The sequence below is a fragment of the Pseudomonas fjordensis genome, assembly GCF_976987115.1.
This window is the reverse complement of the sequence record NZ_OZ336860.1, coordinates 6740731-6754669: the sequence shown is the minus strand read 5'-3', so window position 1 is coordinate 6754669 and position 13939 is coordinate 6740731. Positions and strand designations below refer to the sequence as shown.

The following is a 13939-nucleotide window of genomic DNA, read 5'->3' as shown; positions in this document are numbered from 1 at the left end:
TACGCGCCCGGTGCACGGCATCGGGCGCCGTAGATACATCAGATTTATACGACGAAACTCACGGAATCGTCTGACTTTACCCTAAGTAAATCCCTCTCCAGAGTTTGGCTTGCTACGTGACTTTTCCTTACTCGTTTACCTCGATTTAAAGGCGCCACGCGTCAGTTTTCTTATCGAGACGAGCAGGAAAGCACGGCTAAAAAAACATGGATAAGAGGCGAAAAAATGAGCGTAGGTCATTTCATCTGTCAAGGTGACAAAACCAGTTGCGGCGGGGAAGTGCTGGGCGTAGATCAAACAACCCACATGAATGGCCGTCTTCGTGCCTGCGAAGGTGACCCAGTTACCTGCGGCAAGGATGGGCAAACGTACAAGATCATCGGCGGCATTTCCTTCATGGAGAGCAATGGCCGGCTTGTTGCCGGTACGGTGGATAGTTACAGCGGCTGTCCCTGTAAAGCCGAGCTGATTCCTTTGGCGTTATTCGGCGAGTACCACGGCAGAGGTGGCTCGGTCGTAAGCGCCAACAGACTGGCCGCTGAGCCGGTCCAGCCAGTAACCCACTGGGCAGCGTCCTCTCAACGCACCTCCACCTCGCCAAGTGAGTCGCCCCAATCCGCATTTGCCGCATTTAAAGCGCTAATAGGCGAAGAACCAGGTTTTTACATCGTGCCCAAAAGCATGAGCCGCGAGGCGCTGGAAGCCACACTTTTTCCGACGCTCGACCCGGCTGTAATGCGCAAGTTTCAATCGCTGAATCCCAACACAGGCCACGTCAAAGCTGGATCGATGATCGTGCTCAGCGATCCGAACAACACCTCCTGCACGTATGAAGAAGCTCAGTTGATGCAGGCTGCACAACACGTCAGTGCATCACTGGACGAACTGACGCCGGACGAGGCTGACTTTCTGTATCGCCACGGTGCAGAGATCGCCGGTTTCATCGGCCAAACCTCAACCTGGCTCGGCGTCAGTGCGGTGGTGATGGAAAAACACCTGAGCAATCTGCGCGAAACGCTCCAGGCCATGGAACGCCTGCATCAGGACAACTATCGGCAGCATGGGCACCTTAGGTCATCGCAGTTCTTTGCTGATCGCCAGCGGTTGATGAGCCAGTTGGATGCTCATCTGCTCAACTCCACGCGCCTGCGCGGCCAGACAACCTTGGGCGATCACCCCAAGTTGAAAACGGCCCTGGGTATATCCAGCCGCAGCTTGGTGCATCACTGGGACAAGGCGGGTGGGCCGGGGCAGATTCCGGGGTATGCGGCTCATGTGGAGGCGACGAGTCGGGCTACCAAGTATATGAAGGCAGGTGGTTACATCGGTATTGGTCTTGGCGGAGTGTCTTCGTTGCTGGCTATTGATCAGGTGTGTAAGGCTGATTCTGGAGCGGCTTGCAGGAAGGTCAAGTTTACTGAGGGAGGAAAATTCATCAGTTCAACGTTCATTGGCGCTTTCAGTGGGGCGGCGGCTGCGTCTGCCAGCGGTTCGATCTGCTTGGCGATTGGCGTAGCCACCGGAGGTATTGGGGGCGTTGTCTGTGTAGCAGCTGTAGTAGGGGGTAGTACATGGGCCGGTACGACAGTCGGTGGATTGGGGGGCGAATACATGGGCGAGTTAATTTACGAGGTTACTCAGCCATGACCAGTATCGATACCTGGCCAACGTGGGTTGCGCTGATTTTTGTTGGAGGTCCAACTCTGCTGGCCATCGTCGGCCTTTCATACAGCTTGTACATGACCCACCACCATCTGGAGGCTATAAAAGAGGCCCTGAAAAACAGCCGTTACATTTACCTTTGGGGGCCGAGCCTAGGGAAGCGTGGCTTGATTTGGTCCCTCTACGAGATGGCAAAGATCGCCGGAATGATAGTGTGGCCCAAGGCAGCGATCATTAACGGAGAACTGGATCCTGTCGATCTGAAAAACTTCCCGCCTCAGCTAAAACGCCGTCTGATTATCCTAACGACAATGTCGTTCACTGGTGTGGCTTGGGCGGTAATGGCTGCGGTGCTGATAAAGCTCAGATAGGTCAACAGCCAACTGTTTCAAACTGACAGCCCCCTAACGGTCAACAGCCAGCCAGTGTTCAACGGGATAAAGTCACAGTCCAGGGGGGGCTGTAGCAATGCTCATCCCCACTAGGCGTTGTCTCCCCTGAGGCCCCAGCGAGAGCAAGCTCCCTGGCCACCGATGGCGCTCGCCTTTGATTGACGAGGTACCAGCCGACTCCAGCCTTGAGTAACCACGCGCCCAAAAAAATTGGCCGCTGGTGGGTGACATCAGGTGCCTGCTGTCGTCATTGAAATCGCAGATTTATACGACTAAGAACACGGAATCGTCTGACTTTACCCTAAGTAAATCCCTCTCCAAAGTTTGGCTTGCCACTGACTTTTCCTGACTCGTTTACCTCGATTAGAACGCGCCACGCGTCAGTTTTCTTATCGAGATGAGCAGGAAATCAGGGCAAAAAACCATGGGTAAGAGGTAAGAAAATGAGCGTAGGTCATTTCATCTGTCAGGGTGGAGGGGGCGAGTATTTGGGAGATAAAATTTATGAGGTTTCTCAACCATGACCAGTATCGACACTTGGTCACCTTGGGTTGCGATATTTGTGACTGGGGGGCCAATTATTCTTGGGGTTGTGAGCACTGCATACACCCTTTACCTGAGCCACCGTCACTTGGATGCCATGAAGGAAGTCCTGAAGAATAGCCGCTACATTTATCTATGGGGGCCAAGTTTGGGGAGACGGGGCGTGATTTGGTCTCTTTTGGAAATAGCGAAAATCGCAGGAATGGTCACATGGTCAAAAGCGTATATCCGAACTGGAGATGTAAACCCTGTTGATCTTGAAAACTTTCCGCCCTACCTGAAACGTCTTTTGTTCATTGATGCAGCGATGAAAATCGTTGGTTTTAGCTGGATTATTATCGTGGGCGTATTGCTGAAACTGAAGTAGTGGGTGATTGATAATGAGGCCGCCCCCTGTGGGAGCGGGCTTGCTCGCGAAGGCGGTGGGTCAGTCAACGCATGCAGTGGCTGGTATGGCGCATTCGCGAGCAAGCCCGCTCCCACAGGGGGGGATGTCAGAAGTAGTAACCGATGTTGACGTTGGTGCGGTAATACCAGTCGTTGCTCCCCACCGAATTGGTGCTGGTAAAGCCGCTGCCATTCTCCGCACCACCATAGGGATTGGCATTGCGCGCCCAGGTGAGATCTACCCAGGCCATCACTGGCATCGCTAGGAACTGCGCGCCCACGGTGAACATCTGCGAGTCGTCCCAGGCACTTTTGTCTTTCATCATCCGGCTGTAATCGCTGTACAGCTTGATCTTCTTCAGTTGTCCCAGCCGGGGCGTGTGGATGTCGTAGCCGACGTTGAGCGAGGCCAGGCTGGCCTTGGAGGCGATCAGGTACGCAGGCGTCAGGCCATTGCCGCCCATCAGCACCGAGTCGTTGCTCACGCCGGCCGGGTTTTCGGGGTCGTATTCGTAGCGGATGGCTTGGGTGGTGACGGTCCACAGGCCCTTGCTGATGATGGCGTGCACGCCGGCGGCCCAGTAGTCGCCATTGTCCTTGGTGGTGGCGTTGTACAGTTGGGCGGTGGCGAGCGAGGCGCCGACTTCGGTCTTCCAGCCCTCGTTGTTGAAGGTACGTGCCACGCGGGCGTTGAATTGGTTGCGCTTCTCGTTGTCCTGGCGCGATTGGGTGAAGGCAATCGCGTTGTCATTCAAGTCGGCGTAACGCCCCACTTCCGGTGAGTAACGCAGGTCGCTGGGCAGCATGCGTGGGAAATAGCCGAGCTGCACGTCCCAGTCCTGGTCCTTGTAGCTGTATTTAAGGCCGGTGCCGGCACTCACCGCGTAGCCCATGAAAAACGGCAGGTGGTAGCTCCAGCCAAATTGCGGATAAGGCTCCAGGCCGAAGGGTTTGAACGGTGCCCCCAGTTGCAGGTTGGCGTTGGCATTGAGCCGGTAGCCCACAAACCCGCGATCAATGGAACGCTTGCCGTCATCCTGGAACCAGTAGCCGACATCGCTGTAGAGGCTCTTGTAGGTGGCCTGCACATCCAGGCGGAACGTATCGAACAGAAACCGGCCGTTATTCTCGGTGGTGTCCCAATGCTCGTCGCGATAGTTGGTGCGCAGCGCCCCGCCGATGTCCAGGCTGCTGTCGCCGCTATCGCTGCGCCAGGAGATATGCGGGAAAGGTTTGTTGGCGGCGTTGGCCCGCACCGGCTCGGAGGGAATGGGTTCTGCGGCGAAACTGCTGAAACTGGCAAACATCAAACCTGCACACAAGACGCGCTTCATAGAGACCTCTCTACCGGGTGATCGGCAACACTCGTCCGCTTGCCTTTAAAGGCAACTAAGGAGGGAGCGGGTCTTACCGGGTTTAAGTGTTGGTTATTATTGTTTTATCGGCGAAACGCCGTTTAATCAGTGAATGCACAGGAGTAGAGCAGGAAGTGTGCCAGGCAGGCTGTTAGTTTGTTTTTTATAAAAAACATCATCAAAAACAGTTGTTTATATGGGAAACAAAGCTGTTTGTATAACCCGTGAAACAACCCGCAAGTGCGGTAACAAAGTTGCCCGTGATAGGTGCGTATTTATTGCACGCTGCCTATGAAACGGGCACTTTGCGGGTGATCCTGTAGGAGCGAGCTTGCTCGCGAAAAACGTTAACGGTAATACGTGCACCCTGAAATAACGCGGTGCCTGGACGTTCTTCGCGAGCAAGCTCGCTCCTACAAGGGGTGGGGGGTTAAAGGTCGAGCACCAACCGTCGGCTCTTGCAGCCAGAAACGCACACCATCATCGATTTGTTCGCCGCCCGCTCGGCTTTGGTCAGCACCCCATCGCGGTGGTCGATTTCGCCTTCCACCACCCGCGTTTCGCAGGAGCCACACACGCCTTCGCGGCAGCTGTGATCAATGTCGCAGCCCGCCTCCAACAACACATCCAGCAAACTCAAGCCAGGTTCCACCGCCAGGGTTTTGCCGGACCTTTTCAGCTCAACGCTATAGCTGCTCTGGGCGTCTTCGCTGGGCGGCAGTTCGGCGGCGGCAAAGCGCTCGATGTGGGCATGGGGATAACCCAGGCGCTCACAGGTACTTTCGAAAGCGTCGAGCATCGGCGTCGGGCCGCAGCAGTACAGATGGGTATCGGCAGGTTGGCCGGCGAGGTAGGCGGCAAGATCAGGCGGCACGCCTTTTTCGTCGTTGAAGTGGTAGGTCACCCGCGCATCGAGCCCGCTCAAGGCTTCCACCAGCGCTGCCTCCTGGCGTGAGCGGGCGCAGTAGATCAACTCGGCGGATTTTCCCAGCGCCAGCAAATGGCGGAACATGCAGTAGATCGGCGTGATCCCGATGCCACCGGCCACCAGCACACTGTGGCTGGCGCTCAGGTCCAGTTCGAAGTTGTTGCGCGGCGGCGAGATCGACAGCGGCATGCCGACCCGCAACTGGCTGTGTACATACTCCGACCCGCCACGGCTGTTGCGGTCACGCAGGATGCCCACCACATAACGCCCACGGTCGCTGGGCGAGTTGAGCAGCGAATAACTGCGCACCAGGCCGTTGGCCAGGTGCAGGTCGATGTGCGAGCCGGCGTCGAACGGCGCGAATACGGTATCGCCCAAAGGCCGCAGTTCGACGCTGATGATGCCTTCGGCTTCATAGCGCAGGGTGTGGACGCGGGCGTTGAGGAGCGCGGCTTTATTCATGGCAATTGCTTCGCGTCGATCAACTCGAGCTGGGCTTTGGCGGCGTTCTTCAGGTAGCGCCGCAGCCGCACTACGCCCAGGTCGTGCTGGTAGAGGTTTTCACGTTGATTGGCATCCGGCTCCATGAATTCCAGCAGCACCCGATCTTGTTCCAGCACCGCCCAATGCCGCGCTTCCAGACGGTTTTTGTACAAGAAGCGCCAGGTGTCACGCTGCCAGCCGGTCAGTGGGCGGCAGCGCCAGTGAAATGCGGCGGCCAGCGAACGACTGCTGGGGGTGTAGCTGCCGATGATGGTGAAGTTGCCGCCGGGACCGCCGGTTTTCGGATAGGGGATTTCCAGGCGCAACCAGTGGCAGCCGTTGTCCACGAACTCGGTCCAGTCGAAGTTCACGCCGCGCTGGCCTTCCTTCTCGAAGAAAAAGCCGGTGTCGGTGTCGCGGGTGACGAACTTGGCGGTGGCTTCGCCTTCGCTCATCGAGTGCGACATCTTGTGCAGGTAGGTGCCGTGCATCGGGTCCATGACGTTGTCGATCACGTAGCGATAGTCGCCTTTCCACTCGGTGTAGCAGACGAAGCTGCTCCACTCGGGCGAGGTCAATTGTTCGGGCAGCACCAGCTGTGGCGCAACGTCCAGGTGCGGGTCGGTGGCGTTGAACAAGAAGATCGCGCCAGCGGCTTCGCGGGTGTGGAACATCCGCGTGGGCCGGCTGCCTTCCAGTTTGCAGCCGGGGCTGCCGGGTACTTTGGTGACGGTGCCGTCGCAGCGCACTTCAACGCCGTGATACGGGCACTGCAGGCGATCGCCCAGCACCGGCCCTTGGGACAGCGGGGCGCCGCGATGGGGGCAATGGTCTTCCAGCGCGTGAACGCTGCCATCGTTGTCGCGCCACAGGGCGATCTTGTAGCCCAGGCGTCGTATCGACAGCGGCTTCTCACCCAAAAGGTCCGACGGCAATACCGGGAACCAGAGGTCTTTGAGGCCATTGGCCAGATGCTGTTCAACAGGGTCGACGGTCAATTGCATGTTCATTTTTTTTCCTTCTGCCGGGTCATTCGCCCAGCCGGGCCATCAGGGTTTTGTAGGCGTCTTCGGTCCACTCGCCGCTGGTCAGCGGGCACGGCGGGCCGGCCAGGTTCAAGTGCGCGAGCAGGGCCGCAAGCTCGGTCACGCCACTGCCGAACGCGCGCTCGATGGAGTCGCCCAGCAACTCTTCGAACTGGGTGTTGGGCCGTTTACGCGCCTGATGGGGTTGCAGGTAGGGTTCGTGAGTACTCATGGTGTTGACCTCCGTATTCAGGCTGCGTGAGTTGTCGAGACGCCCCAGGCGTCGTAGCCGTAGACCCAATCGGCATTACCGCCGTCCTTGAGCCACTGGTTGCCCCGCGAGCCGATCTGGATCTGGCTGGTACGCTCAAGACGCGCTTGCTGGTAAGCCTGCAAGGCACCGGCCACCGAGGCCTGGCTGTCGAGGTCTTGCAGGTAGCGCGCGAGCACCACCGCATCTTCGATGGCCTGGCCGGCACCCTGGGCCATGAACGGCATCATTGGGTGGCAGGCATCGCCCAGCAGGGTGATCGCGCCCTTGGACCAGAACGGCAGCGGGTCACGCTCGTACAGCGCGGTCTTGAGCACATCGGTGCAGGCATCGAGCAGGGCGCGGGCGTCCGGGTGGAACGCCTGGTAGTGGCTGCGCAGCTCATCGGCATCGCCGGCGCTGGTCCACGACTCTTCGTGCCAGCTGTCCTGGGCGGTGGTGGCGAAGATGAAGATGTCTTTGCCCTGGTTCAGCGGGAAGGTGACGATCTGGCTTTGCGGGTTCGGCCCCCACCATTTGGTGAACGCCTGGATGTTCGGCACATGCGCCACCTGCTCGGCCGGCACCACCGCGCGATACGCCACCACGCCGGTAAAGCGCGGATGCTCTTCGCCAAACAGCGCGTTGCGCACCACCGAATGGATACCGTCGGCGCCAATCAACACGTCACAGCGGTGCTGGCTACCATCCTTGAAGTGCAAGGTAATGCCGTCGTCAGCCTGCTCTACCCGTTCGGCACGTTTGGCGAACTGCACGTTGCCCAGTGGGAACACCTCGGCCAGGGCCGCGAGCAGGTCGGCGCGGTGGATGGTCAATTGCGGCGCGCCGTATTTCTGTTCGGCGGCGTCGGACATCTCCAGGCGCGAAGTCTCCTCGCCGGTGTCCCACATGCGACTGATGCGGTGAGTAGGCCGGGCCGCCGGGATGCGCACGGCGGGGCCAATGCCCAGGCCATCCAGCGCACGGACTGCGTTGGGGGTGAGGTTGATATCGGCACCGACGCGCAAAAACGCCTTGGACTGTTCGAACACGGTGACCTGGTGACCGGCGCGATGCAGGGCGATGGCGGCGGTCAGGCCGCCGATACCGGCACCGGCGATAGCAATATTCAGGGAGGGCATGGGCGACTCCTGCTCAAGGTTTGGGTTTGTCGGTGAGGAACTTGCCTTGCGGCGCCTCGACGTGTTGCTGGCGCCGGGTGTTGCCGTCGATACCGCCAGCAATGGCCCATTCGGCGAACACTGTGGGGCCGGGCTCAAAGGTGCGTGGCTGCCATTCGCCGGTCAGTTGGTCTTCATCGGCGTAGTACTCCACCAGCGCGCCTGCCGGGTTCTTGAAGTACCAGAAAAACGCCGAAGACACCGGATGGCGGCCCGGCCCGATCTCGGTCGGCCAGCCGCTGCGGGACACGTGCATGCCACCACCAAACACCTCATGAACATCGCGCACGGTAAACGCCACATGGTTCAGCCCCGCCCGTGGCGCCGGCAGTTGCAGCATGAACAGGTCGTGATGGCCACCTTCTTCGGCGGTGCGCAAGAAGGCCCCGCGGTCGGGGTAACGGTCCGAGGCCTGGAAGCCGAAACGCTCGTGGTAGAAGGCTTCGCAGGCGTTTACGTCCTTGACGAAAAACACCACATGGCCGACCTCAATCGGTGTGGCGCGCTCATAGATCGGCGCCGCCTTGTTGATCCGGCCCTTGGTCTGCCAGGTGTTGTGGCCGCTGCATTCAATCTCCAGTTCACGCTTGCGCGTGACTTGCAGGCGAATCGCCAAACCGTTGGGGTCGGTGCAGCCGATGCGCCCGTCGCGTTCGATAAACCCGGGGTCATTGGCGATGCGTTGGCTGTACAGCGCCAGGTCGGCAGTGCTGGCCACACCCCAGACCACTTCGCGCACCGTGGAGCCGGCTTCGATGGCCGGTGGCAGGCCCGGCTTGTTCAGGTCGGCAAGCACTACGCGGCAGCCGTTGAGGGTCTCGAATACCACTTCATCCGGTTGCGCGCTGACTTGGGTCAGGCCCCAGTCGCTGAAAAAACGCACACAGGTGTCCAAGTCCTCGACGCCATAGGTGACTTCATCAATCCCTAACACGCTCATTGCGCTACCTCTCGTGGCACACCGGCCCAGGCCAGTGGCTGTTCGTTCATGCCCCAGTAGAGGCTCTTTTGTTCCATGTACTGCAGGATGCCCAGGCGACCTTTTTCCCGGCCCAGGCCGCTGTCGCGCCAGCCGCCAAACGGCGTGGAGATCGAGAACTGCTTGTAGGTGTTGATCCACACCGTACCGGCCTGCAAACGCCGGCCCAGGGCCCAGGCGCGCTTGTAGTCGCGGGTCCAGATGCCAGCGGCGAGGGCGTAGACGCTGTCGTTGGCCTGCTCCAGCAGTTGTGCTTCGTCGTCGAACGGCATGGCGACCAATACCGGCCCGAAGATTTCCTCTTGGCACACTTGCTGGTGGTTGCTCAGGCCCTCGAGGATGGTCGGCGGGTAGAAGTAACCCTGGTCATACACACCACCGCTGGGGCGCTGCCCACCCAGGCGCAGGCGCCCGCCTTCGGCCAGGCCGAGGGCGACGTAACGCTCCACGGACTCGCGATGGCTGGCGCTGATCAACGGGCCCATCTGTGTGTGTTCGTCGGCTGGGTCACCCACCCGCAGGTTCGCGGCGGCGGCGACCAGGCGCTGCATGAAGGGCTCGTACAAAGCACGGGCGATGAACAACCGTGAGCCGGCGATGCAGGCTTCGCCCGACGAACTGAAGATGCCGTACAGCACCCCGGCCACCGCATGCTCAAGGTCGGCGTCCTCGAGGACGATGGTCGGTGACTTGCCGCCCAGCTCCAGGGACACCGGCATCATCTTGTCGGCGGCGATATGGGCGATGTGCTTGCCGGTGCGCGTACCACCGGTAAACGACACGCGCTTGACCAGCGGGTGGCGGGTCAGCGCATCCCCCAGCAACGAACCCTTGCCCGGCAGCACGCTGATCAAGCCCTTGGGCAGGCCGGCTTCTTCACACAGACGCGCCAGGCGCAGGGCCAGCAGCGGGGTGATTTCCGCAGGCTTGATCACCACCGCGTTGCCGGCTGCCAGTGCCGGCGCAACCTTCTGCGCCTCGCTGGCAATCGGCGAGTTCCACGGGGTGATCGCGGCGACCACGCCCATCGGTTCATACACGCTCATGCTGACGAAATCACCGCGTGACGGCGTGATGGTTTCTTCCAGGGTTTCGCAGGCTGCGGCGAAAAACTGGAAGGTGCCGGCAGCACTGGCTACCAAGGCGCGGGTTTCATTGATCGGCTTGCCGTTGTCCTGGCGTTGCAGTTGCGCCAGCTCTTCGCTGTGCACGCGGATCAGCTCGGCGATGCGGTACAACACACCGGCGCGCTCATGGGGTTTGCGCTGGGCCCAGCCGCTGTGCAGGAACGCCTGGTGTGCGCCCTGGATGGCCTCTTCTACATCCTGCAGGTCGGCGGCATTCAGCCAGGCCACGGCTTCGCCAGTGGCCGGGTAGCGGCTGGCGTAGCGCTCGCCACGGCCTGGGCGCCACTGGCCGGCGATGCAGATGGGTAGTGTCTGTTCAGTGTTCATCGACGGCTCCTAAATGGAAATCGCGTGGGCATGGTTGCCCAAGGCACGGACCACGCTGTACACGGTCAGCGCCGAGGTTTTCGGGTTGGCCAGCAAGGGCTTGCCGCGCAGGCTCAACTCGAAGCGGCCAAAGGCGCCACGGGCTTCGAAGTAGTGGACGTTTTCATCGCTGTGGGGGTCGGCGATCAACGTCACATGGGTGCGGTCCAGGCCCAGCCCGGCCAGCGACAGGGTGGCCGCGACGTTGGCGTTCTTGGGGTACAGGCGCGCCGCTTCGCGAGCGCTGCCCTGGAAGATCACCGTGGCTTGCTCGATGGTGTCCAGGTCGCAGGCCTGTTCGCCGGGGGTGTTCTTCCAGGCGCGGGCCGGCTTGCGGCCGGTGTAGTTGACCGCGTCCAGCCCGCCGACCTTGGCCGCCGACAGCGCATCGATGCCGCCGATGGCGCCGGGCAGCAACTCGATGCGGGTCTTGCCGCGCTCGGCCGCCGCTTCCAGGCGTTCCACCAGGCCGACCTCGGACAGCGCGCCCACCGACACAATCAGGCAGGCAATGCCACGCTCCAGCGCCGGCAGCACATGTTCTTCAATGGCGCGATGCCCGGCGCACTCCACCAGCAAGTCCGGGCGGGCATCGGCGGGCAAGGCGGTCAGCACCTGTGGCGGCTGTTTGAAACTGGCCAGGCGCTGGCGCACCAAGGCTTCGGAGCCCTCGGACGCGATGACGTAATCCACGCACAGCTGTGGGTCGTTCTCCAGCAGCTCCAGCACACCGACGCCAATGGCACCGCAGCCGATCATGGTGATATGCAACATGGTGCGATCCTCAGGCGGTGGCCTTCTGGGCTTTGGTTTCGCTGTTGGGCGGGCCGGCAAACTGGGTGGCGAAGTTGCCGACGCTGAGCATGTCCACTTCCAGCAGGAACGGGCCCGGCTGGCTCAGGGCGCTGTCCACCACCTTGCCGAAGTCCTTGAGATCGGTGACCAGGCCATGGCGCAGGCCCAGGGAGTCGGCGAGCTTGGTGTAGTCCGGGGTGTGCAGGTCGACGTAGCAATGGCGGCTGCCGTAGACCGCGTCCTGGATATTGCGGATCACGCCGTAGCGCTGGTCGTTCATCAGCAGGATCACCAGGTTGGCGCGCTCCTGCACCAGAGTCGCCAGCTCACCCAGGTTGAGGATGAAACCGCCGTCACCCGCGATGGCGAACACTTTGCGCTCGGGCGCTGTTTCCGCTGCGGCGACCGCTGCGCCGATGCCCATGGCCAGCCCCTGGCCAATTCCGCCGCCCAGCGCATGGATGCCTGCGCGTGGGTGATACAGGGTCAGCAGGCGGTTGCCCCAGATGCTGTTGGACAGGGTCACATCGCGTACCCAGGAGAAGTTGCGCCCGGTCACGGCCTGCAATTGCTCGACCATGGCCGAGTACGGCCCGAGGTCGGCCATCAGTTGGCTACGTGATTGCTCGCGCACGGCTTTGAGTTCAGCGAGAAAGCTCGGGTCGGTGTGCAAGCGACCTTCCAGGCGATCCGCCAGGCCTTCGAGCGCCAGCGCCGCATCGCCGCAGACAAACAGTTCGCTGGCGTAACTGCGGCCTTCGATTGCCGGGTTGGCGTCGATGCGCAAAAGGTTCGACGGCAGTTTCAATGCGTACTTGAAGGTTTCGTTACTGCGCAGGCGCGAGCCGGCGATCAGCAGCGCATCGCAGGTTTGCAGGAACTGTTCGACGCGCTTGTTTTGTGAGAACGCCCCCAGGCAACGCTCGTCGTCTTCATTGACCACGCCGCGTCCTTGCGTGGAGGTGATCACGCCCACGCCCATCGCCAGCAGGCGCTTGACCTGTGCGCCTGCATGCCGGGCGCCGCCGCCGAGCCAGAGCATCGGCCGCTTGGCGCTGGCCAGGCGGTCGGCCATAAGGTCCAGGGCTTCCGGCGCGGGCACGGCCACCGGGATCGGCAGGGGCGACAGGTCGGTGGGCATCGGGATAAAGGTGGACTGGATATCGATAGGGATTTCGACGCTCACCGGCCCGGTGGGTGCGGTGAGAGCGGTCTGCACCGCGAGCTTCATGGTGCTCAGGGCGGTCTCGACGCTGCGTACGCGAAAGGCGGCCTTGGACACGGCCTTGAGCATGTTCAACTGGTCGCGGGCTTCGTGGATATAAGCCAGTTCCTGGTCCAGGTACGGCGTTTCGATCTGCCCGGTGATGTGCAGCAGCGGGGTGCCTGCAGTTTGGGCTTCGACCATCGCGCCGGCGGCATTGCCGGCGGCGGTGCCGGTGGAAGTCAGGCACACACCCAGGCCGCCGGTGGTGCGGGCATAGGCGTCGGCCATGTTGGCGGCGCCGGCTTCGCCCCGGGCCATGACGAAGCGGATATTGCCGCGCACTGCAAAGGCATCGAGGATCGGCATGTTGTGGATCGAGATCACGCCGAACACAGCCTTGACGTCGCATTGCTCAAGGAAGGCGGTGATGGCAGCGCCCACGGTGACAGTGTTGTTTTCATTACGCATGGCGGGACAGGCCTCCGGATACATCGATATGGCTGCCTGTGGTGTAAGCCGACAGAGGCGAGGCCAGAAACAGGATCGCGCGGGCCGCTTCAATCGGCAGGCCCAGGCGCCCCAAGGGAATGTGTTTTTGTTGTGCTAGCCGTGCGGTCCATTGCGCCCAGCCGAGGTCGCGTTCTTCGCGCGCTTCGAAACGCCGGCGCCATTGGCCGGATTCCACCAGGCCGATCAGGATGCCGTTGACGCGGATGCCCTGCGGGGCGAATTCAGTGGCCATCGAGCGCACCAGGTTCTTGAGCCCGGCGCGTGCGGCGGAGGTGGCGACCATGTGCGGTTCGGGCTGGCTGGCCAGCAGCGAATTGACGCAGACGATGGCGGCGTCAGGCTGGCTTTCCAGCTGAGGCTTGAAGGCGCGGACCGGGTTGATCACCGAGAAAAACTTCAGGTTCAGCTCTTCGGTCCAGGCGCTGTCGGTGGTGTCGGCAAAGGTCGAGACCCGGCCTTGCCCGGCGTTATTGATCAGCACGTTGGCCGCCCCCAGCGCAGCCAGGCTGGCGGCGGCAAACGCGTTGACCGACTCGGCATCGAGCACATCGCAGGCCTGGGCCAACAGGCGGGCTTTCGGGAAACGCTCGCGCAAACCGGCTTCAGCACGGCGCAGGCGCTCTTCATCGCGACCGCAGAGCGCCACCGCCGCACCGGCTTCCAGCAGCAGTTCGACACAGGCCAGGCCGATGCCCGAAGAACCCCCGGTGACAATGGCGACGCGGCCCTGCAATTGGTAAAGGCTCATG

General features: G+C 61.3%; 13 protein-coding genes. 3 read left to right on the top strand and 10 right to left on the bottom strand.

Annotation, left to right across the window (positions count from 1 at the left end; all coding sequences use genetic code 11):
- Window positions 1–225 precede the first annotated feature (225 nt).
- The 3 genes from ACWHXD_RS31070 (at window position 226) to ACWHXD_RS31060 (ending at window position 2964) form a co-directional block, all read left to right on the top strand.
- On the top strand, window positions 226–1647 hold the full coding sequence (locus tag ACWHXD_RS31070) for a PAAR domain-containing protein (RefSeq protein ID WP_138762560.1): 1422 nt from the start codon (window positions 226–228) through the stop codon (window positions 1645–1647).
- Window positions 1644–2033: a hypothetical protein gene (locus ACWHXD_RS31065; RefSeq protein WP_032894467.1), complete on the top strand. Its 390-nt coding sequence runs from the start codon at window positions 1644–1646 to the stop codon at window positions 2031–2033. The genes ACWHXD_RS31070 and ACWHXD_RS31065 overlap by 4 nt, the downstream gene beginning before the upstream one ends.
- Window positions 2034–2574: 541 nt before the next feature.
- Entirely contained in the window at window positions 2575–2964 is a 390-nt protein-coding gene (locus ACWHXD_RS31060; RefSeq protein ID WP_138762561.1) for a hypothetical protein, read from the top strand.
- A gap of 127 nt (window positions 2965–3091) precedes the next feature.
- On the opposite strand, the gene ACWHXD_RS31055 is transcribed toward ACWHXD_RS31060, so the two are convergent.
- From ACWHXD_RS31055 to ACWHXD_RS31010, 10 genes are all read right to left on the bottom strand, one after another.
- A complete protein-coding gene (locus tag ACWHXD_RS31055) occupies window positions 3092–4318 on the bottom strand; it encodes a hypothetical protein (RefSeq protein ID WP_032894469.1) in 1227 nt (408 codons plus the stop codon).
- 451 nt (window positions 4319–4769) lie between these two features.
- On the bottom strand, window positions 4770–5729 hold the full coding sequence (locus ACWHXD_RS31050) for a PDR/VanB family oxidoreductase (protein WP_138761975.1): 960 nt from the start codon (window positions 5727–5729) through the stop codon (window positions 4770–4772).
- On the bottom strand, window positions 5726–6760 hold the full coding sequence (locus tag ACWHXD_RS31045) for a Rieske 2Fe-2S domain-containing protein (RefSeq protein ID WP_034134089.1): 1035 nt from the start codon (window positions 6758–6760) through the stop codon (window positions 5726–5728). The genes ACWHXD_RS31050 and ACWHXD_RS31045 overlap by 4 nt, the downstream gene beginning before the upstream one ends.
- Before the next feature lie 19 nt (window positions 6761–6779).
- A complete protein-coding gene (locus ACWHXD_RS31040) occupies window positions 6780–7007 on the bottom strand; it encodes a recombinase-like helix-turn-helix domain-containing protein (RefSeq protein ID WP_032894471.1) in 228 nt (75 codons plus the stop codon).
- Window positions 7008–7024: 17 nt separating this feature from the next.
- Window positions 7025–8167 carry an FAD-dependent monooxygenase gene (locus tag ACWHXD_RS31035; RefSeq protein WP_138761976.1) on the bottom strand — a complete coding sequence of 381 codons (1143 nt, stop codon included), beginning with the start codon at window positions 8165–8167 and terminating at the stop codon, window positions 7025–7027.
- 13 nt (window positions 8168–8180) lie between these two features.
- A complete protein-coding gene (locus tag ACWHXD_RS31030) occupies window positions 8181–9146 on the bottom strand; it encodes a VOC family protein (RefSeq protein WP_014720531.1) in 966 nt (321 codons plus the stop codon).
- A complete protein-coding gene (locus tag ACWHXD_RS31025; RefSeq protein ID WP_032894473.1) occupies window positions 9143–10639 on the bottom strand; it encodes an aldehyde dehydrogenase in 1497 nt (498 codons plus the stop codon). Before ACWHXD_RS31025 ends, ACWHXD_RS31030 begins: the two co-directional genes overlap by 4 nt.
- Before the next feature lie 9 nt (window positions 10640–10648).
- The gene (locus ACWHXD_RS31020) at window positions 10649–11452 is read right to left on the bottom strand and encodes an aspartate dehydrogenase (protein WP_032894474.1); all 804 of its coding nucleotides are present in this window, start codon (window positions 11450–11452) and stop codon (window positions 10649–10651) included.
- Between the two features lie 10 nt (window positions 11453–11462).
- Window positions 11463–13148, bottom strand: a complete 1686-nt coding sequence (locus ACWHXD_RS31015; protein WP_138761977.1) for a thiamine pyrophosphate-binding protein — start codon at window positions 13146–13148, stop codon at window positions 11463–11465.
- Window positions 13141–13938 carry an SDR family oxidoreductase gene (locus tag ACWHXD_RS31010; RefSeq protein WP_138761978.1) on the bottom strand — a complete coding sequence of 266 codons (798 nt, stop codon included), beginning with the start codon at window positions 13936–13938 and terminating at the stop codon, window positions 13141–13143. The genes ACWHXD_RS31015 and ACWHXD_RS31010 overlap by 8 nt, the downstream gene beginning before the upstream one ends.
- Between the last annotated feature and the right edge of the window lies 1 nt (window position 13939).

Excerpts from the sequence above, each read along its gene's own strand:
- ACWHXD_RS31055 (WP_032894469.1), bottom strand. The coding sequence starts at position 4,318 with ATGAAGCGCGTCTTGTGTGCAGGTTTGATGTTTGCCAGTTTCAGCAGT.
- ACWHXD_RS31050 (WP_138761975.1), bottom strand. The coding sequence starts at position 5,729 with ATGAATAAAGCCGCGCTCCTCAACGCCCGCGTCCACACCCTGCGCTAT.
- ACWHXD_RS31045 (WP_034134089.1), bottom strand. The coding sequence starts at position 6,760 with ATGAACATGCAATTGACCGTCGACCCTGTTGAACAGCATCTGGCCAAT.
- ACWHXD_RS31035 (WP_138761976.1), bottom strand. The coding sequence starts at position 8,167 with ATGCCCTCCCTGAATATTGCTATCGCCGGTGCCGGTATCGGCGGCCTG.
- ACWHXD_RS31015 (WP_138761977.1), bottom strand. The coding sequence starts at position 13,148 with ATGCGTAATGAAAACAACACTGTCACCGTGGGCGCTGCCATCACCGCC.
- ACWHXD_RS31030 (WP_014720531.1), bottom strand. The coding sequence starts at position 9,146 with ATGAGCGTGTTAGGGATTGATGAAGTCACCTATGGCGTCGAGGACTTG.
- ACWHXD_RS31040 (WP_032894471.1), bottom strand. The coding sequence starts at position 7,007 with ATGAGTACTCACGAACCCTACCTGCAACCCCATCAGGCGCGTAAACGG.
- ACWHXD_RS31065 (WP_032894467.1), top strand. The coding sequence starts at position 1,644 with ATGACCAGTATCGATACCTGGCCAACGTGGGTTGCGCTGATTTTTGTT.
- ACWHXD_RS31025 (WP_032894473.1), bottom strand. The coding sequence starts at position 10,639 with ATGAACACTGAACAGACACTACCCATCTGCATCGCCGGCCAGTGGCGC.
- ACWHXD_RS31010 (WP_138761978.1), bottom strand. The coding sequence starts at position 13,938 with ATGAGCCTTTACCAATTGCAGGGCCGCGTCGCCATTGTCACCGGGGGT.
- ACWHXD_RS31020 (WP_032894474.1), bottom strand. The coding sequence starts at position 11,452 with ATGTTGCATATCACCATGATCGGCTGCGGTGCCATTGGCGTCGGTGTG.
- ACWHXD_RS31070 (WP_138762560.1), top strand. The coding sequence starts at position 226 with ATGAGCGTAGGTCATTTCATCTGTCAAGGTGACAAAACCAGTTGCGGC.
- ACWHXD_RS31060 (WP_138762561.1), top strand. The coding sequence starts at position 2,575 with ATGACCAGTATCGACACTTGGTCACCTTGGGTTGCGATATTTGTGACT.